Here is a 21,157-nt window from a genome sequence, read left to right as displayed (position 1 = left end):
GGGCTGCCGGCGTGCAGAGCAGGGCCGGGGCCTGCCGCTGCCGCGGTTCCGGGGCTGCCCGCGACCGGCCGTCCGGTCGGGCGGCCTGGGCAGCGGCGTACAGGGGCCCGGACGGAGTCCAGTCAGGCCGCCGGGCTCAGCGCCGGCCGGCCCGGCATCTCGTGCTCCTCCGTGCGGAGCACCACCGGCGTCGCGGCCCGGCGCTGCCGCAGCAGAGAGCCCGCGCCGATCGCGCCGGCGATGAGCAGCCCGCCGGTGACGAGGGCGCCGCGGGGTCCGGCCAGTTCCATGAGGAGGCCCAGCGCGGGCGGGCCGCCCAGACCCCACACCGTGCCGATGCTGCCCCACACACCCAGCACCCGTCCCCGCAGATGCGGGGGCGGGTCGGTCTGCAGGACGGCTGTGCCGGCGGTGTCGGAGACGGACTCCACCACGGCCATCGGCAGGACCAGCGCGATCAGCACCGCCAGCGACGGCGACAACCCCGCCACCACCTGAAGCAGCGCTCCCGCGGCCGCCAGGGCACCCACGAGCCGCACCGACGGCCGGCGCAGCCGCGCGCCGAGCACCGCGCCGAGGATGCCGCCGACGGCGAGCACGGTCGACACCGTGCCGAACGAACCGGCACCTCCCGCGAGCGGCCCCGTGACGAGCACGGCCAGGGTGAGCCCGTAGTTGCGGCCGAACACGGAGCTGATCCCGGTCACGCCCGCCAGCGCCACGAGGCGCGGCCGCCGCACGAAGTAGGCCAGCCCCTCCCGCACGGTCATGTCGGGACCGGTGTCCTTCGGATCCCGGGCGTCCTGCCGCACCGCACCGGCAGCCGGGCGCAGGAACGGGATGACCGAGGCCACGAACAGGAACGACAGCCCGTTGCCGAAGTACGCGGCGGACGTGCCGAGGAACCCGACCGCCACACCGGCCAGGGCCGCTCCCACCAGCCGGCCCGCCTGGTGCACCAGCGCCCCGACCCCGATGGCCGAGGGCACGTCCTCCGCCGGCACGAGGTCGTTGCCCAGCAGCGCGCACGCCGGGTTGTCGACGGTCGCGACGACACCCGTGACGGCGGCCAGCACCATCAGCGAGGTCATGTCGATCCGGTCCAGCGCCACGAGGACGGCCGTGGTGAAGGCGATCGCGCCGAGCACCGCCTGGCTCACGGCAGCCGTGAGCTTGCGGGGCCACCGGTCGACGGCAGCCCCGCCCAGCACACTGATCAGCAGCGCCGGGGCGGCCTGCACGGACATGGACAGCCCCGTCGCGGCGGCGGACCCGGTGATCTGGAGGACCAGCAGATTCTGCACCGTGAGCTGCATCCACGTACCGGCGTTCGACACGAAGTTCGCGACGGACCACCAGCGCATGCTGCGGTACCGCAGCGATCGCCACGGTGAGCGGGAGGCGGGCAGGACGGGGGAGGGGGAGGGGAAGGAAGACACAGTGCGGTACTCGAAGACGAGTCGGAGGACTCAGCAGAAGGGGACGAGGGAGCGGGTCGCACCGGCGGCGCTGCGCGGTGGTTTCCCTCGACGGGTACGGCGCCGACCATCGTGGCAGAGGGGACCGGAGAAGCGGTTCCACCTCCCCTTGATCCGACGTCCCGCGCCTCCCAAACCCCCTGTCGCGCAAGGGTCTTGAGCCCACAGTGTGGTTGATCACACGCACACGAAGGCGGGGCCCGTCCCCTTCGGTGACGGACCCCGCACAGCGTGTGACTGCCCTACTCGGACTTGCCCCGGCCGCTCAGGGCGTCCCGCAGCCGGTCCACCATCCCGGTTCCCGGAGCCAGGAGCTTGTTCGCCGGAGGCTTGTCGGGGGCGGCCGGGTGCGGCCGGGTCGGGGCGGTCTTCTTCGCCTTGCGCACCTTGTCGCCCAGCTCGTTGAGCGTGTCCATCGGACAGGCCTGCCGCAGGCGCGGGAAGAGGTTGCCCTCCTCGTCGGCGATGTGCGAGCGGATCTCGCTCATCAGCATGCCCATCAGCCGGTCGAAGTCTGCGTCGCCCGCGTCACAGCGCTCCAGATCCTTCATGATCTGCTCGGCCGTGGCGTGGTCCTTCAGTTCCTGGTCGGCGAGGGCGTCCCCGCCCGCCACATGCTCGCGTACGGCCGGGTAGAGGTAGGCCTCCTCGGCCACCGAGTGCCGTACGAGCTCCATCGTGACCTGATCGGCGTACACCTTGCGGTCCTGGTGACCGGACGGCAGGGCCTCGATCCTGCCGAACATCTCCTCGACCTCGCGGTGATCGGTCACCAGCTCGTCGATGACGTTTCCTCCGTGTCCCATGTCCTTCACCTCCAGCGCTCGGGTCCCCCGCGCCTCACGGGGTTAACGTGCGGTTCGCCGGTGCCGTGCCGGCGGCTCAGGCGGGGAGCTTGGCCCGGGCGCGGCCGGCCGCCGCGGCGGGGCGGGCGGTGGCGCGGACGGAGCGGCGCACCAGACCGGCGTCGCGCCGCAGACCGCGGGCGGCGTGCGCGCCGCGCCACACGACGGAGGGGCGGGCGCCGGTGTCGTCGGCGGCGATCAGCAGCCCGCCGAGCATGGACATGTTCTTGAAGAAGTGGATGCGCTGCTGTGCCCGCTCCTCGGGATCCTCCGCCTCCCAGAATCGGTGCCCCGCCAGCGTGGTGGGCACGAGTGTGGCCGCGATGGCCAGCGCGGCCGGCCGCGGCATGCGCCCGGTGGCCAGCATCAGCCCCGCGACGACCTGTACGGCGCCGCTCAGACGCACGACCTGCTCGGTGCGGTCCGGCAACGCCGAGATGCGCTCGGTGACCGGTTGGACGACAGGCTCGGCGGCGTCGGCGACCTGCTTCGGGTCGCGGACGGAGTTCATGCCGCCCGCGAGGAACATCGAGGCCAGCATGGGGCGGCCGAGCACACGCAACAGACTCATGGCCCTCTCCAGAGAGTTGGTGGGTACAGCGCTCGCCGGGTTCCCCAGCCGGAGCCGAACCACTCACACCGCCGGTGCCGGTGGCCCGGGTCACCCCTTCGGCGCACACCCGCGGCCGCTCCGTCAGGTCCTTCGGCGCCGCCGTCGTGGCCGCGTGGTGGACGCCGTAGGCATCCCCGCCGTGCCGCGCAGCCCGGTCACTCATGGGTGAGTTGTTGAAGAAGTGACGCAAATAAACTGTTGGGTAAGTTGGCATGATTTGTCCCCATCAGGTGCACTAGAGGAGAAAGCATCCACTTCAGTCAAGGAGATGGTGCAATGACTGCCACCGAGAAGGTCACCAAGGACCTGACGGGCATCCAGAGTGCCGACATCGAGGCCGCACTCGACCCGGCAGAAGCCGACGGCATCTACCGCGACAGCCGCGAGTGCGCCGCACTCGCGCTGTTCAAGGGCGGTTACGGTCTGCTCCTGTCGCCGCCCACCCCGCGCCCCAAGAAGGGCTAGTGGACCGACAGGAGTAGACGATGGAGCAGTCTGGCACTTCGTCCCTCTTGCAGGGCGCGGTGCAGGACCTCGCTTCCGGTGTGGTCTCCGCTCTTCGGAGCGGAGACCACGCTCGTGCGGCCGCCCCGGAGCGGGCGGCCGACGCGGAAGCGGAGGGCCTCGCCCTCGCGGCCGTCCGTGTGCTGGGAGCCGACGCCTTGCTGCCGAGCACCCTGCTGCACACCCCGCCGCTGCCCGACGAACTCGCCGTATTCCGCAAGGCCGTTGAGGCCTACCCGCCCGGCGCCGACGCCGCCCCCACCGTCCTGTGGAGCCACTGGGCCATGCGGCACACGCTGCGGCGTCTCGACCCGGGCCACGCCGACGGCCCGCACCGGGAACCCGACGCCGCCTGGCTCGAGGACGCGCCCTGGCAACTCCTGACACACCAGCTGGCGGTGCTGGCCGCCCTCGCCGTGCCGGGGGAGGACTGCGCGGTGGCCCGCGCGGCACAGCACCGTCCGGTCGACGTCGCCCGGGGCTTCGTGCGCGCGGTACGCCGCAGGGACTGGCGACAGGCAGCCGGCGCCGGACGCTGGCTGACCCTGCTGGAGGGCGTCCCGCAGACGCTGGGACTCGACAACGGCCTGGACTTCGTGGAGCTGATGGGCGGCCAGGACCCGCTCGTGGCGCTACAAGTGAGTGCGGCGCGTCTGACGCGGACGGGAGTGTTCGTGTGAGCGACACACGGGGGACGTGGGGGACACGGCAGGTCGCCGAGGACGCGCTGGCATGGGTGTCGGCGCATCGCGGGCAGTTCGCGCTGGGCGAGGACGCGCTGGCCGCCGACGGACAGGTGAACCGCAGCTGGAAGCCGCTCGGGGAACTGGCCCAGGTGTGCGCCACCGTGTGCCGGCACACCACGCCCCCGGATCCGCTCCACGCCTGCGCGGCCGACCTGATGACCTTCGCGTGGCAGGAGACCGGCCGGGGAGAGCTGTTCATGCGCCTGCAACGGCTGGAACCCTTCGCCACATACCCCTTGGAGGTGTACGCCGCCATGGCCGCGGCGGGCCTGCGGCACCCCGGCTACGAGGCGGCCACCGCCACGGTGGCCCGCACCCGCAGCTGGCAACTCACCGAGCAGGAGCCCACCCGGCGGCTCGGTGTCGTGAACGCCGAGACCCGCAGCGGCATCCGGCAGTCCGACGCGATGCCGCAGGCACTGCGGCGCACCTGGCTGGCCGGGCTGCCCGAGCCCTGGACCTTCGAGCAATCCTCCGGCTACTCCCTCACCCACGTGGTCTTCCACCTCACCGACTGGGGACGCGCCGGGCCCGAGGGGCTGCCGCCCGACCTCGCCGGCTACCTGGCCGACTGGCTGCCGCCCTGGCTCGACACCTGTCTGGACGCCGAGATGTGGGATCTCGGCTGCGAGCTGCTGGCCGTGGCGGCGAGCCTGCCCCTGCCGCCCGAACCCGCCGTCCTCCGTGACGCCTGGGCGCGGATCGCGGCGGTACAGCACCCCTCCGGCGCGATCCCGGAGCAGGGGAGCGGAGCGGACCACGACAGCGGCCCGGACTTCCTCTCCCACTACCACCCCACCCTCATGGCCGCCTTCGCCGCGACCCTCACCACCGGGCGGCTCGACGACGGAGCCCGGGCAGCCGCGCACCACCGGCCCGGCGGACAAGGAGTGCTGGGATGACCGACACCCGCCTGATCCACAACGTCGGAGTCGGCGCCCTGGAATGGCTGTGGGCCCACCGTGACGGATTCGAGCTGGAACCCGACGTCGACCCCGAGATCGGCTTCCTGGAGCGCTTCAAACCCATCGGCGAACTGGCCATGATCTGCAAGGTGCTGTTCCGCGAGGGTGTGGCCGGGTCGCGCCAGGCGCAGCTGGCCCGGCAACTCCTCGACCACGCCTGGCGCGAAACACTGGACGGCGGCCGCATGCTGGTGCGGGGGCAGCTCACGGAGCCCATCTCCCCCATCCCGTTCGAGGTGTACCTGCCCTTCAAGGAACTCGGCTACAGCCAGCCGGAGGTGGAGCGGGCAGCCGCCCTGAACCACCGGCTGGACAGCTGGGCGGCGTTCGAGGCGACCCCCACCCGGCGGCTCGGCCTGTCCGCCTTCCAGCGCCGGTTCGGCCTCCCGCCCCGGCCGCCGGAGTCCGAACTGAGGGGCACGACCTGGCTGGCCCGCACCCCCGAGCCCTGGACGGTGGAAGGGCACATCGCCTACGACGTCACCCACAACGTGTTCCACCTGACCGACTGGGGGGAGAGGCCGGACGGTCTGCCGCCCGCCACCGCCGACTACCTCGCGACCTGGCTGCCGGTCTGGATCGACGACTGGCTGGACCTGGAACGCTGGGACCTGCTCGGCGAACTGCTGGTGGTCGACGCCTGCCTGCCCCGCCCGACGCTGGACGAACGGGCCTGGAGGGGCTTCGCCGCGGCACAGCAGCCCGACGGCGCCATGCCCGCCCTGCGGACGATGCCCGAGGGCACTCCCGACGAGGTGTTCGACATCGTCTACCACCCCACTCTGGTCGCCGCCTACGCCTCCGTACTGGCCACCTCCCGGTCCTTGTCCCTGTTGACACCCGCCTCATGACGCCCCGTCGGCACGCGCCCTGGCCGGGTGAACCGCTCGACGACGCCGAGACCCCGACCCCGCGTGCCATGCGGGCGGACGCGTACTCGGCCGTACGCCACACGCCGACGGACGAGGGCCCGGCGGCCTCGCGCGGCACATCGGCGGGCCGGACCCGTACCCCGCATGACATGTCGTCGGACGAGTCCGGGTACCTCCGCGCCGAGCCCACGGCCGCGGGGCCTGCCCCGCGCGTCCCGTCGCCGGAGACGCCCCCGGGCGACGGGACGCTCCTTGAGCGGCTCGCCGACGCCGTCACCGCATCCGACGCCCCGGACGCGGTGTTCGCCCTCTCCCGGCACGGCCGCCGCAGCGTCGTGAGCGGCGGCACCGCCCCGCCCCCGCCGTTTGCTCGCGAGACCCTGCGCTACGAGATCGGCTCGGCGACGAAGACGTTCACCGGGCTGCTGCTGGCCCGGCTGATCGGCAGCGGCCGGCTGTCCGGCGGTGAACCGGCCACCGCCTTCCTGGACGGGGGCCGGCCGACGGGTGCGAACCCGGTGACGCTCGCCCACCTGATCACCCACACCTCCGGTCTGCCCGCACTGCCGGCCGGGTTCCTCCTGCGGGGACTGCCCGCCTGGACCACCAACCCGTACGGCCGTTTCCCGGAGGCCCGGGTCGTCGACGCCTTCCTGCGCCACCGGCCGCGCCACCGCCCCGGTACCCGGTGGCGGTACTCCAACTACGGCGTCGCCGTACTCGGACACGCACTCGCCGCCGCGACCGGCACGCCCTGGGAAGCCCTCCTCACCGACCAGATCCTGCGCCCCCTCGGCCTGAACGGCACGACCCTGTGCGCGGACGACTCCGGGTTCGACGCCCTGGGGCGCAAAAGGGACGGCGTGTCACCCGTGCCCGCCTTCGACGCCGGAGGCTTCCAGGCGGCGGGCGCCGTACGGGCCACGCCGCAGGACCTGCTCACCTTCCTCGAGGCCCACCTGGACCCGACCGGCGTGTCACCGCACCTCGCCCCCGCCCTGCGGGCGGTGCGCCGTCCCGTGCTCCGCAGGGGCATCGGGCACCGGCACGTCCACACCATCGCCTGGTTCCGTCACCCGACGGACGGCGGACCGATGTACTTCCACAGCGGCGCGACCCTCGGCCAGCAGGCGTTCCTGGGCTTTCGCGCCGACACCGGCACGGCCCTGGCCGCGGTGTGCACCCGCCGCTTCCGCGCCCACGACCCGTTCCTGGCCACCGCCTACGCGCTGCTGGCACAGGAGTAGCGGGCCCCCGGCGCCGACGGCACTGCCGCTCGCGCCGGGCTGCCCTGGCACCTCGTCACACTCGCTGCCACAGGGCCGGAGTGCCGGTGGGCGCCCACGCGCCCTGGGCCTGGTGGGTCTGCAGGCACCGGTAGCGCACACCGGCGTGGACCACGGTGGCACCGGCCTCGTAGACACGGCCCGCGGCCCACGCCTGCGCGACGTTGCCCTGCGGCGCCGAGGATTCGACGGCGGCGGTCTTCAGGGTGAGGCCGAAGTCGCTGAGCAGCGCATTGATCGGCTGGTAGAACGTCGTGCCGCCGCTCTTGCAGTCGCCCGTGCCGCCGGAGGTCACACCCTGCGCCTGGACGCCCGCGACGAAGGGCCCGCCGGAGTCGCCCGGCTCGGCACACACCGTCGTCCGGGTCAGCCCGTCCACCCTGCCCTCGGGGTAACTGACGCTGGTGTCGTGCTGCTCGATCTTGCCGCAGTGCCACCCGGTGGTGGAGCCGGAGCGGCATACGGCGGCCCCGACGAGCGCCTGGACCGAGCCGGTGATCTGTACCTTCTGGTCGCCCTCGACCTTCACGTTCGCGGTCGGGGTCCACTGGTCGTTGACGGCGACCCACGACATGTCCTTGCCCGGGAACGTGGAGGCCTGGAAGGTGCCCTGCTCCGTCTTGTCGAAGCCGGTCGTCCTGTCGCCCGTCTTGCCGCAGTGGCCCGCCGAGGCGAAGCCCCGCTGTTCGCCCTTGGTGACGGAGAACCCGACCGAACAGCGGGCGGCGTCGTTGATGTAGTAGGCGTCGCCGCCGGTGATGTCCGCCAGGAGGCGTGGCCGGTGCGCGGTCACCTTGACGCCCACGCTCTTGCCGTCGAGGCCCGCGGCCTTGACGAACGCGGCGGCCGCGGCCTTGGACCGGGCCTCCACGGCGACCCGGTTCGCCGGGACGTCCACGTACCACAGGGGTGTGTCGCGGGTGCTGACGCGGGCCGCCGCCCGGTCCAGCTTCCTCTTCGCGGCGATCAGGTCGCGCAGCGCCTTCTTCACGACGGCGGCCTTGGCGCCCTGGGCCTTGATGGTGGGCACGTCCGCGGCTCTGGTGGTCGCCACCACGAGCTCCTGCGAGGTGGCGCCGCGCAGCCAGGCTCCCGCGAAGCGGTTCCCCAGCGCGTTGCGCAGCAGCCCCGCCCGGGTGCCCGCCTCCGCCTCGTTGATGAGCCGCCGGGATGCCTGGGCCCGGGTCAGCCCGAGGTCACGCTCCAGGGCGCGCAGCATCGGGGGTGACGGCCGGTCGGCGCCGAGGGTCTGGGCGGTCGAGGGCAACGGACCCGCGGGGGGTGCCGGCTCGGCCGCCACGGCGGAGGGGATCCCGGTGGCGACGAGCGCCCCGAGCGCGGTCAGGGCCGCCCGGCTACCGGTCACGGCATGTCTGTGGACCATCTCGATGTGTCTCCTTCGATCACGGTGAAACTGCCGTCGAGGCCATAGGCCTTGCCGGAGCGGCCCGGAGTGATGTCCCGGGTCGCCCCGGTTCGCGCTTGGGCGCGGGGAAGGACGCCATGTGCAGTACTGCGGACGCCCGGCGTGTCACGGGGACTTCAGGCCGGGCGATCCCACCTCCGTGACGAAGGACGCGGTCGTCGAGATGGTGCCCCCGGGCGTGTTGACGGCCGAGACGGTCCGGAAGTCGACCCGGGCGTTCTCGCGGCCCAGCTCGACCCGGACGTAGCCGCGTCGGCCGTCGTAGTGCTTCATGTGGGGGTTGGCCTTCATGTACGTGTCCCAGTTGTCCGGCTTCCTGGTTCCGTTCCCGCCGCTGGCGACGGAGGTGCAGGTGAACTCCGTGCCCACCGTCTTGGACTGCGGGTCGTCGAAGTCGTCCTTGATGTCGAAGGCGTAGCCGACGTGGACGTCGCCGGTGAGGACCATCCAGTTGTCGATGCCGGCGGCCTTCGCGCCCGCCATGACCCGGTCACGGGAGGCGCGGTAGCCGTCCCAGGCGTCCATGGAGACCCGGGCCGGCGAGGTCAGGTCGAACTTGCGCTGTGAGAAGCACACCTGCTGGGGCATCACGTGCCACAGCGCGCCGGAGTTCCGCCAGCCGTCCAGCAGCCAGCGCTCCTGCGCGGCGCCGGTGAGGGTCCGGGCCGGGTCGTCCGACTCGCTGCCCGGCGCGTGCGGCCGGTCGCCGTAGGCCTGGTCGGAGCGGTACTGGCGGGTGTCGAGGATGTCGAACTGGGCGAGTGACCCCCAGGTCAGCCGGCGGTACAACCGGGCGTCGGGGCCCTGCGGCAGCTGCTCGGCGCGCAGCGGCTGGTTCTCCCAGTAGGCCCGGTAGGCCGCGGCGCGCCGCACCAGGAACTGCTCCTGGGGGCTGCCGTTCTCGTCGAGGGCGCCTGCGTAGTTGTTCTCCGTCTCGTGGTCGTCCCAGGTGACGAGGAACGGGTGCCGGGCGTGCGCGGCGAGCAGGTCCGGGTCGCTCTTGTAGAGCGCGTAGCGCAGCCGGTAGTCCGCCAGGGTGGTCGTCTCGCGGTTGAACACGTCGGGCAGCTTGCGGTCGGTGTAACGGCGGGCCCCGCCGGCGGAGTCCACCGGGTACTCGTACAGGTAGTCGCCGAGGTGGAACACCACGTCGACGTCCTCCTGCGCCACGTGCTTCAGGGCCGTGTAGTAGCCGTCCTGGTAGGCCTGGCAGGCCACGGCGGCCAGCCGCATGCCGGCGGCGTCCGTGCCCGCCGCCGGCGCCGTACGGGTCCGGCCGACGGGGCTGATCCAGCTGCCCACGCGGAACCGGTAGTAGTAGTGGCTGCCCGGCATCAGGCCCTTGACGTCGACGTGCACGCTGTGGGCGTACTCGGGATGGGCCGTGGCGGTGCCCTGCTGCTCGACGATCGCGAACCACTCGTCCAGGGCCACTTCCCAGGAGACGACGACCCGCTGCTGGCCCAGGCCGCCGTCCTCCGCGAACGGCTCGGGGGCCAGCCGGGTCCAGATCAGCACCGAGTCGGGCAGCGGGTCGCCGGAGGCCACACCCAGGGTGAACGGGTCGTCGGAGACCCGGGCGGCGTCGAGTTCGGGAGCGGCGCCGGCACCGCGGGCCGGCCGGTTGGTGGCGAAGGCGAGCATCGCCGCCGCCGCGGTGACCGTCAGGAACCGGCGGCGGGCGACGTGCGGGGCCGCGGTGCGCAGGACGTCGTCGTGCGGGAAGAATGCATGCTCGGACGGTGCTCTTCGACGGCCCGTCAGCGCCATCTGGTGTCCTCTCGTACGGGGCAGTTGCGCTCCGTATGGACGCTTGGGGACATCGCCGGCGTGCGGAGCGCGGAGCTCGCATGCTAAGCAGACAAAATGCCCGAAACGGGCATGACGTGCGGGGTGTTCACACCACAGGCGGTACGGCGTCCGATCGGGCGCGCCCGGGCGGCGCACACGCGACCGCCGCCGGCGAACGCCGGCGGCGGAGGGGGAAGGGGGTTGGCTCAGCCCGCCTGTTGTGCGGCGGCACCGGTCGCGGCGGTCTCCCGCACCGGCAGGTGGTAGACGTGGAAAGCCCGCCCGATGACCGGCTGGGCGACGTTGCGCACCCGAACACCGCCGCTCGTCATGCCGTGTTCCGTGCCGGCGTGCGCGTGCCCGTGCACCGCGAGGTCGGCACCGGCGGTGTCGATCGCCTCGGCCAGCAGATAGCTGCCCAGGAACGGGTAGATCTCCAGCGGCTCGCCCGCCAGCGTGTCCGCGACGGGGGAGTAGTGGGTCAGGGCGATCCGGGCGTCGCAGTCCTCCTCGCCCAGCTGCTCCAGCGCGGCCCGCAGCCCGTCGGCGCACCGGCGCGAGTGGTGGACGAACTCCTTCATGACCGGCTCGCCGAACTCCCCGGCGCAACGGCCCACGAATCCGCCGCCGAACCCCTTGGTCCCGGCGACGCCGATCCGCGCCCCGCCGCTCTCCACGACCGTGGCCTGCCCTTCCAGGACGTGGGCGCCCGCGTCCCGGAGGATGGCCGTGACCTCGTCCGGGCGGTCGTCGTGGTGGTCGTGGTTGCCCAGGACGGCGACGACCGGAACGGCGAGGTCCTGGATCTCCCGGGCCACCACCCGCATCTCCCGGGGCGTGCCGTGCCGGGTCAGGTCCCCGGCCAGCAGCAGGAGGTCGGCGCACTCGGGCAGGGTCTCGAAAGCGGGGCGGAGCACGCCCTGGCTGTCGGGCCCCATGTGGATGTCTCCGACGGCTGCGACGCGGATCATGAGAGTTCCTCCGCGTGGTCGGGGGAGGACGCCTCGGTCACCACGAGGTCGCTGTGCACGGGGAAACCGGCGAGCTCCTCGTGGACGGTGCGCACGATCTCGTCGCGGCAGGGCGCCGAGGGCACGGTGCCGGTGAGCAGGACCGTCCGGCCGTGGGCCTCGACCCGTACGCCCAGTTCACCGAGCTCGCCGGAGGCGAGGCGGTCCTGGAGGTGGGCGATGCGGTAGTCCAGGTTCTCGGCCGGCGGCCCGCCGCCCGCGTCCTGGGAACCGTGGGTGCTCATGAGTGCTCCTTCAGATGACGTTCAGGCGCTCCAAGAGGAAGAAGAAGGCCGCGGGCATGGGTTCGTCCCCGCACTCGCGCCGGACCCGCTCCCAGTCGACCTTCTCCCGCAGGGCACGTGCGATGGGCAGGGCCGCCCCGAAGTCGCAGTGGTGCTCGGAGAACGCGGCGGTCAGGCTCCACAGCAGATCGGTCGGGGCCAGCACGGGCATGCGCACCGAGTCGACCGACAGTTCCTCCGCCCGCTCCAGCATGTCCGCGCCGACCGGCCGGTGCGCCAGTTCGAAGATGATGTCGACCGGCTGGCCGAAGCACGTGGCCTTGATCAGCCAGTCCTCCGGCGGGGTGTAGACCGTCAGCCCGGCTTCATGGAGCGTGGCCGCCACCGCTTCCGCGTCCTCGGGGCGGATCGCGAAGTCGACGTCGTGCTGCAGGTTCTTCTCGCCGCCGTGGGCGTAAGCGGCCACACTGCCGGCCAGTGCGAACAGGTGTCCCTTGCGCTTCAGCAGGGCACCGACCTGCTTGGCCGCCTCCAGGAGCGCCTGGTTGCGGTCCTGGGGGAGTTCCTGTGCCGGCTGGTCCGCTTGTGGGTCCTGTGGTGGCGCGGGCTCGGCCCCGTCCGGTGGCGTCCGGAGATCGGGGATCCCCGGTCGCCGGACGAGCATCGCGTCATCACCGTTCTGCGTCATGACTACTCCTTCGCCGAACCGGACACGTCGCTCCCGTGCGGTGTCCGGACCCGAGACGGCCTGTGTGCCTGCACTGAGTACCCGGCGCTTGCGCCCCGACACGGACGGCTTCCGGCACCGGCGGGTCCCCCGGGCGGCCCGGCCCCCCTCTCCGGGTGGCGGCGCCCGCGCACCCTCGCGAGCCTGGTACGGCGGACCGCCCGGCCGCCCACCCGGAGAAGGAGCCCCCCATGCGCACATTGCCGTACGCCCTGGTCACCGCCCTGGCCGTGTCCGTGCTCGCCGTGCCCTGCCGCGCCGCAGCCCTGCCGGCGGACGTCACCGCGAGCCAGTGCATCGCCGGCGGCGGCTCGATCGTCATCTCCGCCGTGGGCGACGGCTGGCAGGCGTACACCAAGCGCTGCGTGGGCGGAGTACACGACGGCGAGACCGTCGTGTGACGCCCCGGCCGCACCGGACCCGGCCGAACAAGACAAGCGCATACCCCATCAAAGGCGGAATATAGGGCAAAGAGTGGGGGAACCGGATGAAGTCGCTGGACAACGCGCTTGTGGAGGTCGACATGAACCAGGAGACACCACGTTCGTCCGATCTTCCGCAGCCGTTGCGGGCCGTGGCCTCGGGCCTCAGGCACCTGCCGGGTGCGGAGCAGGTGGGCAAGGTGGCCACCGACGCGCTGGACCGGATCGGAGCGGTCTCGCCGCGAGGCCGCCGGATGGCGGTCTACACCGGTGCCGGCGTCCTCGGTGTGGCCGGAATCGTGGAGTGGCCGGTGGCGGTGACCGGCGCGGCCGTCGCCTGGCTGACCCAGCCACGTCCCGGACAGTCCGACGACGCGTCGACGAACGGCACAACACGGACCGACAAGGCCGGTGAACACCGCTCCACCCAGGACGGGCCGGAGGAGCGGGACACCTCCTCGTACGGCCCCGGCGGCAGACTCGCCGCGTCCCATTACCGGCACGAACGGCAAGAACAGCACGTCCACGAACAGCCCGCCAAGGTCGGCGACACCGCCACCGCCTCCGCCCTGAAGCAGGTCGCCGAGGCCACCCACCACCCGCACGGCGAGGAGCCGGACCAGGCCCCCCGGCCCGGACACGACAGCCGCCCCACCGGCTGAGTCGGGACAGCAGCACATGCTCACACGCTTCGACGTCGCCCCCCTTGTCGGGGCCGTGGCCGGCGCGGCCGCAGGCGCCGCCCGCAGCACCGCCCAGTCGGTGACGTCCGTCTACGACACCACGCGCCGCGTCCGCAACGTCGCGCGCAACGCCCTCACCGGCGGCCAGCACTGGCAGGCCGGGCAGCGCCTCCACCTCGCACTGCGGGACACCGACGGCCACGCCGAGGCGCTCGCCCACCAGGTCGCCGAGGAACTGGTCGAGCACCCGGACGTGCTCGCGGCGTACTGGGACGGGGGACTGGCCCGGCTGGTGGTCACCATGGCCGAGGACGCCGCCACCGACCGCGTCACCGAGCGGGCCACCGCACTCGCCGCCCGCTTCGGCCTGGACGAGGGCGCCGACCCGAACCTCCGGGACACCAGCCATCCCGGAGATCCCGCCGAGGTCCGCGTCACGACGGCGGCGATCCTGCTGGACGCCGCCGGCGCGGCCGGTGCCCTGGCCGGCCGGTCCCTGCGGCTGCCCCCCGGCTCGCGCATCATCACCGCCACCATCACGCTGCTGCGCGAGAACCCCCGCTTCCGCGCCCTGCTCCGGCAGCGGTTCGGCGCGTCCGGCATGGAACTCGTCCTGGCCGCCGCCAACGCCGCCGCCCACGGCGTCGGCCAGACCCCGCTGGCACTCGTGCTCGACGGCATCCTGCGCAGCAACCAGCTGACCGAAGCCGTGGCCAGGGCCGCGGCCTTCGAGGCGCTGCACGACGACGTCTGCCACCACCGGCGCACCAGCCTGTCCAGCCCCACGGACACCCGGCCACCGCTCAAGGTGACCCCCGCCGCGGAGTACGCCTCCCACGCCAGCACCGGCAGCCTCGCCGGCGCCGCCGCCACCCTCCTCGTCACGCACAGCGCCACGGACGCGGCCGAAGCGGTCCTCGCCGGATCTCCGAAGGCGGCCCGGTACGGACCGGCCGCGTTCGCCGCGACCCTCGGCGCCTTCCTCGCCCACGCCGGAATCCTCCTGCGCAACGGGGAGCGCCTGCGGCAGCTGGAGATCGCCGACGCCCTCGTCCTGCACGCCGACGCCCTGCGCAGCCTGCGGCAGGACGACACCGGCGACGGCCTGCCCGACGACCCGGTGCACCCCTTCGCCGAGGCCGTCCTGGACGCCGCCCGTCGGGCAGGGCTGCACGTCGTGATCGCGGGCGGCTCCGACCTGAAGGACATCACCCGGCTCGCCGACGAGGTCGCACCGAGCGCCAAGCCGTTCGGAGACGTCGTACGGGCCCTTCAGGACGAGGGGCGCGTGGTCGTGACCGTCGCCCGCCTGGACGAGTCCGGCGACGGGCACGTCGCGGCCGGGCTGCCCGCCGGCGACGTGGCCATCGCCCTCATCGACGGGCGGGCGGCCGTCTCCTGGGGCGTCGACGTGCTGGCCCCGGGTGGTCTCGCGGACGTGTGGCGGCTGCTGACCGCCATCCCGGCGGCCCGGCGCGTCGGGCGCCGCTCGCAGACCCTGGCCCGTGCGGGCGCGGCCCTCTCCGGGCTCCTGGTGGCCCGCGGCGGGCAGCCTCCGGGCGGGCACCTCCTGTGGCCCCTCACCCGGCACGCCCCCGTCAACATCGCCGCCGTCAACGCCCTGATCACCGGCTGGTTCGAAGCAACCCGCGTCGCCCGGGCCACCCCGCCCCCGCCGCGGCTGCACATCCCCTGGCACGCCCTGGAACCCCACGAGGCCCGCGACCGGCTGGGGCGCGCCGACCGCGACGGCGAACCCCGCGGACTCGGCCTGCTCGCCGACCGCTCACGCCGGCAGGCCGCACGGCTGACCCGCCACCCCGCCGCCGCCCCCGCCCGCTGGACGTGGCAGGCGGCCGGGGCCGTCCGCCGCGAACTCGACGACCCGCTCACCCCCGTCCTCGCCACCGGGGCCGTCGCCTCGGCGCTGCTGGGCTCGGTCGTCGACGCGCTGCTCGTCGTCGGCGCCATGGACCTCAACGCCGTGACCGGGGGCCTCCAGCGGCTGCGCGCCGAGCAGGCCTTGGCCCGGCTCGCCGCCCGGCAGCAGCCGAAGGCCCGCAAGCAGGACAGCCGCGACCGCACGGTCACCGTCGACGCCGCCCGGCTGCGGCCAGGCGACGAGATCAGCCTCGGCGCCGGCGACGTCGTACCCGCCGACGCCCGGCTGCTGGACGTCGACGGCCTGGAGGTCGACGAGTCGGCGCTCACCGGCGAATCCCTGCCGGTGGCCAAGTCCGTCGAGGCCACGCCCGGCATGCCGGTGGGCCAGCGCACCTGCATGGTTTTCGAGGGCACCACCGTCGTGGCCGGACGGGCCGCCGCCCTCGTCGTGGACACCGGCGACCAGACCGAGGCCGGCCGGGCCGTCACGCTCGCCGCCCGCACCCCGCCGCCCGCCGGAGTCCAGGCCCGGCTCCAGGAACTGACCCGCAAGGCCCTGCCGGTCACCTTCACCGGCGGCGCTGCCGTGACCGGACTGTCCCTGCTGCGCGGCAGCCCCGTCCGGCGCGCTGTCAGCGGCGGTGTCGCGGTCGCCGTGGCCGCCGTCCCCGAAGGCCTTCCGCTCGTTGCCACCGTCGCGCAGATGGCGGCGGCCCGCCGGCTGTCCCGCCGCGGTGTCCTGGTCCGCACCCCGCGCACCCTGGAGGCGCTCGGCCGGGTCGACACCGTCTGCTTCGACAAGACCGGCACCCTCACCGAGAACAAACTGCGCCTGGTCCGCGTCGCCACAGCCGACGGCACCGTCCTCGCCACCGACACCGAAGAGGCCGCACCCATCGTGCGCCTGGCCGCCCGCGCCTGCCCGCAGGAGGAGACGGGCCAGGGCCGCCGCGTCGCGCACGCCACCGACGAGGCCGTCCTCGACGTCGCCCCGCCCGACGAAGGCTGGGCACCCACCGGCGAACTGCCCTTCGAGACCCGCCGCGGCTACGCCGCCGCGGCCGGTCGGGACGGGGACCCGGACATGGGTGAACTGCTCGTCGTCAAGGGCGCCCCTGAGACGATCCTGCCCGCCTGCCGGGACCTCCCCGGCCACGCCTGGGACACCGCACACGAACTGGCCGGACAAGGACTGCGCGTCCTCGCCGTCGCCCGCCGCCCCTGCCGTGCCGACGACGCCGAGTCCGAACTCGACGCGCCGCTCGCGGACCTGGAGTTCAGCGGTTTCGTCGCCCTCGCCGACGTCCCGCGCGACACCTCGCACTCCCTGCTCGCCGAACTGCGCCGCTCCGGCATCCTGCCGGTCATGCTCACCGGAGACCACCCGGAGACCGCCCGCGCCATCGCTCTGCAACTGGGCTGGCCGGAGGAGACCGAGGCGGTGACCGGCGACGAACTCGTCGCCATGGAACGCCGCGAACGCGTCCGGGTCCTGCGCGGCGCGGGCGTCATCGCCCGGGTCGCACCCGAGCAGAAGCTGCACGTCGTGGAGGCCCTGCAACAGGCCGGACGGGTCGTGGCGATGGCCGGCGACGGCGCCAACGACGCCGCCGCCATCCGCGCCGCCGACGTCGGTGTCGGCGTCGAGTCCCGCGGCTCCGCGGCCGCGCGCAACGCCGCCGACCTCGTGCTCACCACCGGCGACCTGTCCGTCCTCGTGGACGCGGTCGCCGAGGGCCGCGCTCTGTGGCGCAGCGTCGCCGACGCGGTGAGCATCCTCATCGGCGGCAACGCCGGCGAGGTCGGCTTCAGCGTCCTCGGCACCCTGCTCGCCGGCGCCTCACCCCTGTCGACCCGTCAGCTGCTGCTGGTCAACCTCCTCACCGACATGTTCCCGGCCATGGCCGTCGCGGTCACCCCCAGCGACGACCCCTCGACCGCGGAACACGCCGCGACCGGCCCGATGGGCCTCGACGTCCTCGGCGCGCCCCTGCTGCGCTCCATCCGCCGCCGCGGCATCACCACCTGCCTCGGCGCGGTCACGGCATACCTCATCGGCCGCCTCACCCCCGGCACCGAACGCCGGTCCACCACCATGGCCCTGTGCGGCGTGGTCGGCGCCCAGCTCGTGCAGACCCTCTCCGGGCGACGCCACAGCACCCTGGTGTGGGTCACCGCCCTCGGCTCGGCCGCCGTCCTCGCCGCCCTCGTCCAGACCCCCGGCGTCAGCCACTTCTTCGGCTGCACCCCGCTCGGCCCCGTCGCCTGGGCCGGCGTCGCCCTGGCCATCGCCCTGTCGGCCCTGGCCCCCCGCCTGGAACGTCTCCAGGCCGTGCACACCCTCTACGACGCGGCGGCACAGCTCGCCCTGCGCCTGGGCGACCTGAGCCGGCAGGCCCGGCAGCTCTTCCGGGGCGGCATCGCCGGGCCGGTGGCGGCGTGACGGGAGAGCACGGACAGCGGAAGGCCGCCACCACGTGCAGTGGTGGCGGCCTCCTCGTGCCGGGTCACACCTGGCCGCGCCAGGCGCCCGTCTCCGCCCCGCGGGCCTCCATGAACTCCTTGAACCGCTTCAGATCACCGGAGACCTGCCGCTTCACGAACCCGAGCTTGTCGCCCACGGTCTCGGCCACACCACTGGGGTCGAAGTCCATCTGCAACATGACCTTGGTCGTGTCGTCCTGGATGCGGTGGAAGGTCACCACACCGGCCTGCCGCGCCTCGCCGCCCACGGTGGTCCAGGCGACGCGCTCGTCCGGGACCTGCTCGGTGATCTCCGCGTCGAACTCCCGCGCCTGACCGCCCACCTTCGTCACCCAGTGCGTGAGGGTGTCGGTGCGCTGCTCGATGCGCTCGACACCGTCCATGAACTCGGGGAAGGACTCGAACTGCGTCCACTGGTTGTACGCGGTGTTCACCGGCACGCGGACCTCGATGGATTCCTCTACCTGCGACAAGGCGATACCTCCCTTTCTCGTACGTGAGCGACGGACGGGTACCGGATTTCCCGCCGCTCACTCATCGTCAACAAAAGTCGCCCTACCAGGTGTTCTTTCCGCCCTCGCTGGTACCCGGCCCGGAACTACGGACCGGGAGGTGATCGCCATGACGGACACGCACCGCACGGCCCCGGCCGCTCCCCGCACGGGGAGCGCGCCGGCGGCCGGGGAAGAGCCGGTGGGCGAGCTGGTGCAACGTGCCACCGAGCAACTGACCGAGCTCGTGCGCGGCGAAATGCGCCTCGCACAGGCGGAGATGACCGAGAAGGGCAAACGCTACGGCAAGGGCGGCGGCTTGTTCGGCGGAGCCGGCGTGCTCGGCTTCGTCACCCTGCAGGCCCTCGTCGCCACGGTGATCGCCGCCTTGGCCGTACCGCTGCCGGTGTGGGCCGCGGCGCTGATCGTCACGGGCGCCCTCGCCCTCGCCACGGGCCTGACGGCGCTGGCCGGACGCAAACAGGTGCGCAGCGCAGCCCCGCCCACCCCGCAGCGGACCATCGACAGCGTGAAGGCCGACGTGGCCGAGATCAAGGAGAGTGCACAGCGATGACCCAGCCCGCGCACGACGAGCCGACCGCCCGCAGCCAGGAGGAGCTGCGCGAGCAGGTCGAGCACACCCGCCACGAGCTCGGCGACACCGTCCAGGCACTGGCGGACCGTGCCGACGTCAAGACCCGTGCCCGCGAGAAGGCCGTCGCGGTCAAGGAGCAGGCCGGGGCCAAGGCGCAGGAATGGAGCGGGCAGGCCAGGGCCAAGGCCGCGGAGGTCGCCCACACCGTGGAGGAGAAGCTGCCCGAGCCGGTGAAGCAGAAGGGCGCCGCCGCCGCTCAGGGCGCGAAGGAGAAGGCCGCGCAGGCCGAGCAGGTCTGGCAGGAGAAGGCTCCGCAGCAGCTTCGTGACCACCGGGCCGCCCTGCTGGCGGGCGCCGGTGCCGTACTCGTGGCCTGCCTGCTGATCCGGCGTCGCGGCAACCGCTGAGCGACAGCGACACCTGGCCCCCGCCACCGCTTGCGGTGGCGGGGGCCAGGCGGCAAGGTCAGGTGCCGTGTCCACCTTGCTGATCGTCCATCACACGCCCTCACCCCACTGTCAGGCGATGTTCGAAGCCGTCGTCTCCGGGGCGACGGACCCCGACATCGAGGACGTCCGCGTCGTCCGGGTACCCGCGCTGTCCGCCACCGCCTCCGACGTCCTCGCCGCCGACGGCTTCCTCCTGGGCACCCCCGCGAACCTCGGCTACATGTCCGGGGCCCTCAAGCACTTCTTCGACCAGGTCTACTACCCGTGCCTGGACGCCACCCGCGGCCGCCCCTTCGGCTACTGGGTGCACGGCGGCAACGACGTCACCGGAGCGGTGCGCGGGATCGAGTCGGTCACGACGGGCCTCGGCTGGCGCCGCACCGCCGAGGCCGTGACCGTGACCGGCGAGCCGGACAAGAGCGACCTCGAGCGGTGCTGGGAGCTGGGTGCGACGGTCGCCGCCGGACTCATGGGGTGAACCGTTGAACCGTCCGGCCCGTCAGGTCTCTTCGAGCCGGCGCCGGTCCTGTTCGTCCCACTTCCGGGTGTCACGCGGCTGGGTGTACGGCTCGGCCTCCGGCGGATGACCACCGGCGATGGCCCGCTGCCGCACCGTCTCCGCGTCGAACTCCAGGCCGAGCAGGATCGCCAGATTGGTGATCCACAGCCACACCAGGAACACGATGACACCGGCCATCGTGCCGTAGGTCTTGTTGTACGAGGCGAAGTTGGCCACGTAGAACGCGAAACCGGCGGACGCCACCAGCCAGATCAGCAGGGCCAGCAGACTGCCCGGCGTGATCCAGCGGAACCCCTTCACCTTGGCGTTCGGAGTCGCCCAGTACAGGATCGCGATCATGGTCGTCACCAGCAGCACCAGAACGGGCCACTTCGCGATCGACCACACCGTCAGCGCCGTGTCACCGACGCCCAGGGCCGTCCCGGCCTGCTGGGCCAGCCCGCCCGTGAAGACCACGATCAGCGCGCTGAACACGGCCATCACCATCAGCACGACCGTCACGGCCACCCGGACCGGCAGCAGCTTCCACACCGGCCGGCCCTCGGGCATGTCGTAGACGGCGTTGGCCGAGCGGATGAACGCGGCCACGTAGCCGGACGCCGACCACACCGCCAGCACCAGGCCGACGATCGCCATCACCGAGCCGACGCCGGCGTTGCCCTGCAACTGCTCGACGGCCCGGGTGATGATGTCGCGGGCCGAGCCGGGGGCCAGCTGCTGGACGTTCTCGAGCACCTTGTCCGTGGTCGACTTACCGGTGAGGCCCAGTATCGAAACCAGCACCAGCAGCGCGGGGAACAACGCCAGCACCCCGTAGTAGGTCAGCGCGGCCGCCCGGTCGGTCAGCTCGTCGTCCTTGAACTCCCGCAGACTCCCCTTCAGCACCGCGCCCCACGACTTCCGGGGCATGTCGCCCGGCGTGTCCGGCGCCGCACGCTCCACCTCGGGGCTCGGCCCGGGCTCTTCGGAAGCGGGGGCCGGAGCGTCCCGGCGTTCCTCGTCCGGAGTCCGCCGGCGTTCCGCCTCGGGGTTCCGGCGTGGGTGCTCCGGAGGCGGCGCCTGGGTCTCGTTGTGTTCTTTTCGTCCTGGAATATGCAGCTTCACCATGTGAGCCGGGTAAC

21 protein-coding genes are annotated in these 21,157 nt (G+C 73.1%); 11 read left to right on the top strand and 10 right to left on the bottom strand.

Annotation, left to right across the window (positions count from 1 at the left end):
- Positions 1–122 precede the first annotated feature (122 nt).
- From ACIRDU_RS28925 to ACIRDU_RS28915, 3 genes are all read right to left on the bottom strand, one after another.
- Positions 123–1,364: an MFS transporter gene (locus ACIRDU_RS28925; protein WP_403584587.1), complete on the bottom strand. Its 1,242-nt coding sequence runs from the start codon at positions 1,362–1,364 to the stop codon at positions 123–125.
- Between the two features lie 356 nt (positions 1,365–1,720).
- Positions 1,721–2,284, bottom strand: a complete 564-nt coding sequence (locus ACIRDU_RS28920; protein WP_403584585.1) for a hemerythrin domain-containing protein — start codon at positions 2,282–2,284, stop codon at positions 1,721–1,723.
- A 76-nt stretch (positions 2,285–2,360) separates the two neighbouring features.
- A complete protein-coding gene (locus tag ACIRDU_RS28915; RefSeq protein WP_403584583.1) occupies positions 2,361–2,894 on the bottom strand; it encodes a DoxX family protein in 534 nt (177 codons plus the stop codon).
- 318 nt (positions 2,895–3,212) lie between these two features.
- Here ACIRDU_RS28915 and ACIRDU_RS28910 point away from each other — a divergent pair, with 318 nt between their 5' ends.
- The 5 genes from ACIRDU_RS28910 to ACIRDU_RS28890 all read left to right on the top strand — a co-directional run bounded on the left by ACIRDU_RS28910 (position 3,213) and on the right by ACIRDU_RS28890 (position 7,270).
- Positions 3,213–3,401: a hypothetical protein gene (locus tag ACIRDU_RS28910; protein ID WP_033311759.1), complete on the top strand. Its 189-nt coding sequence runs from the start codon at positions 3,213–3,215 to the stop codon at positions 3,399–3,401.
- A 20-nt stretch (positions 3,402–3,421) separates the two neighbouring features.
- Positions 3,422–4,120: a hypothetical protein gene (locus tag ACIRDU_RS28905; RefSeq protein ID WP_403584580.1), complete on the top strand. Its 699-nt coding sequence runs from the start codon at positions 3,422–3,424 to the stop codon at positions 4,118–4,120.
- Positions 4,117–5,088, top strand: a complete 972-nt coding sequence (locus tag ACIRDU_RS28900; protein ID WP_403584577.1) for a DUF6895 family protein — start codon at positions 4,117–4,119, stop codon at positions 5,086–5,088. The genes ACIRDU_RS28905 and ACIRDU_RS28900 overlap by 4 nt, the downstream gene beginning before the upstream one ends.
- Positions 5,085–6,002 carry a DUF6895 family protein gene (locus ACIRDU_RS28895; protein ID WP_403584574.1) on the top strand — a complete coding sequence of 306 codons (918 nt, stop codon included), beginning with the start codon at positions 5,085–5,087 and terminating at the stop codon, positions 6,000–6,002. The genes ACIRDU_RS28900 and ACIRDU_RS28895 overlap by 4 nt, the downstream gene beginning before the upstream one ends.
- Before the next feature lie 170 nt (positions 6,003–6,172).
- Positions 6,173–7,270: a serine hydrolase domain-containing protein gene (locus ACIRDU_RS28890; protein WP_403584753.1), complete on the top strand. Its 1,098-nt coding sequence runs from the start codon at positions 6,173–6,175 to the stop codon at positions 7,268–7,270.
- Between the two features lie 55 nt (positions 7,271–7,325).
- On the opposite strand, the gene ACIRDU_RS28885 is transcribed toward ACIRDU_RS28890, so the two are convergent.
- From ACIRDU_RS28885 to ACIRDU_RS28865, 5 genes are all read right to left on the bottom strand, one after another.
- The gene (locus tag ACIRDU_RS28885) at positions 7,326–8,693 is read right to left on the bottom strand and encodes an alpha-lytic protease prodomain-containing protein (RefSeq protein WP_403584572.1); all 1,368 of its coding nucleotides are present in this window, start codon (positions 8,691–8,693) and stop codon (positions 7,326–7,328) included.
- Between the two features lie 147 nt (positions 8,694–8,840).
- Positions 8,841–10,505, bottom strand: coding sequence for an alkaline phosphatase D family protein (locus tag ACIRDU_RS28880; RefSeq protein ID WP_403584569.1), 1,665 nt, complete (start codon positions 10,503–10,505; stop codon positions 8,841–8,843).
- Between the two features lie 227 nt (positions 10,506–10,732).
- Positions 10,733–11,497, bottom strand: a complete 765-nt coding sequence (locus ACIRDU_RS28875; RefSeq protein ID WP_403584566.1) for a metallophosphoesterase — start codon at positions 11,495–11,497, stop codon at positions 10,733–10,735.
- Entirely contained in the window at positions 11,494–11,781 is a 288-nt protein-coding gene (locus ACIRDU_RS28870) for a BON domain-containing protein (RefSeq protein WP_403584564.1), read from the bottom strand. The genes ACIRDU_RS28875 and ACIRDU_RS28870 overlap by 4 nt, the downstream gene beginning before the upstream one ends.
- A 10-nt stretch (positions 11,782–11,791) precedes the next feature.
- Positions 11,792–12,469 (bottom strand): nucleotidyltransferase family protein, encoded by a 678-nt coding sequence (locus tag ACIRDU_RS28865; protein WP_403584561.1) that lies wholly within the window; start codon positions 12,467–12,469, stop codon positions 11,792–11,794.
- Positions 12,470–12,699: 230 nt separating this feature from the next.
- Between ACIRDU_RS28865 and ACIRDU_RS28860 the strand changes: the two genes are divergently transcribed.
- The 3 genes from ACIRDU_RS28860 to ACIRDU_RS28850 all read left to right on the top strand — a co-directional run bounded on the left by ACIRDU_RS28860 (position 12,700) and on the right by ACIRDU_RS28850 (position 17,940).
- A complete protein-coding gene (locus tag ACIRDU_RS28860; protein WP_403584558.1) occupies positions 12,700–12,909 on the top strand; it encodes a hypothetical protein in 210 nt (69 codons plus the stop codon).
- An 86-nt stretch (positions 12,910–12,995) separates the two neighbouring features.
- Complete coding sequence (locus ACIRDU_RS28855) at positions 12,996–13,592, top strand: hypothetical protein (protein WP_403584555.1); 597 nt, start codon at positions 12,996–12,998, stop codon at positions 13,590–13,592.
- A 16-nt stretch (positions 13,593–13,608) separates the two neighbouring features.
- A complete protein-coding gene (locus tag ACIRDU_RS28850; protein ID WP_403584553.1) occupies positions 13,609–17,940 on the top strand; it encodes a cation-translocating P-type ATPase in 4,332 nt (1,443 codons plus the stop codon).
- 64 nt (positions 17,941–18,004) lie between these two features.
- Here the strand turns inward: ACIRDU_RS28850 and ACIRDU_RS28845 are convergent, their stop codons facing one another.
- The gene (locus ACIRDU_RS28845) at positions 18,005–18,454 is read right to left on the bottom strand and encodes an SRPBCC family protein (protein ID WP_403584550.1); all 450 of its coding nucleotides are present in this window, start codon (positions 18,452–18,454) and stop codon (positions 18,005–18,007) included.
- 148 nt (positions 18,455–18,602) lie between these two features.
- Here ACIRDU_RS28845 and ACIRDU_RS28840 point away from each other — a divergent pair, with 148 nt between their 5' ends.
- The 3 genes from ACIRDU_RS28840 to ACIRDU_RS28830 all read left to right on the top strand — a co-directional run bounded on the left by ACIRDU_RS28840 (position 18,603) and on the right by ACIRDU_RS28830 (position 19,994).
- Positions 18,603–19,046: a phage holin family protein gene (locus ACIRDU_RS28840; protein ID WP_403584548.1), complete on the top strand. Its 444-nt coding sequence runs from the start codon at positions 18,603–18,605 to the stop codon at positions 19,044–19,046.
- Positions 19,043–19,474: a DUF3618 domain-containing protein gene (locus tag ACIRDU_RS28835; protein WP_403584545.1), complete on the top strand. Its 432-nt coding sequence runs from the start codon at positions 19,043–19,045 to the stop codon at positions 19,472–19,474. Before ACIRDU_RS28840 ends, ACIRDU_RS28835 begins: the two co-directional genes overlap by 4 nt.
- A gap of 67 nt (positions 19,475–19,541) precedes the next feature.
- Complete coding sequence (locus ACIRDU_RS28830; RefSeq protein WP_403584542.1) at positions 19,542–19,994, top strand: flavodoxin family protein; 453 nt, start codon at positions 19,542–19,544, stop codon at positions 19,992–19,994.
- A 21-nt stretch (positions 19,995–20,015) separates the two neighbouring features.
- Here the strand turns inward: ACIRDU_RS28830 and ACIRDU_RS28825 are convergent, their stop codons facing one another.
- Positions 20,016–21,140, bottom strand: a complete 1,125-nt coding sequence (locus ACIRDU_RS28825) for a YhjD/YihY/BrkB family envelope integrity protein (RefSeq protein ID WP_403584750.1) — start codon at positions 21,138–21,140, stop codon at positions 20,016–20,018.
- Positions 21,141–21,157 lie beyond the last annotated feature (17 nt).

The sequence above is a fragment of the Streptomyces sp. NPDC093598 genome (assembly GCF_044764825.1).
GTDB lineage: Bacteria > Actinomycetota > Actinomycetes > Streptomycetales > Streptomycetaceae > Streptomyces.
Note: the sequence above shows the minus strand (reverse complement) of the source record. Positions and strands in the feature narration are given on the sequence as shown.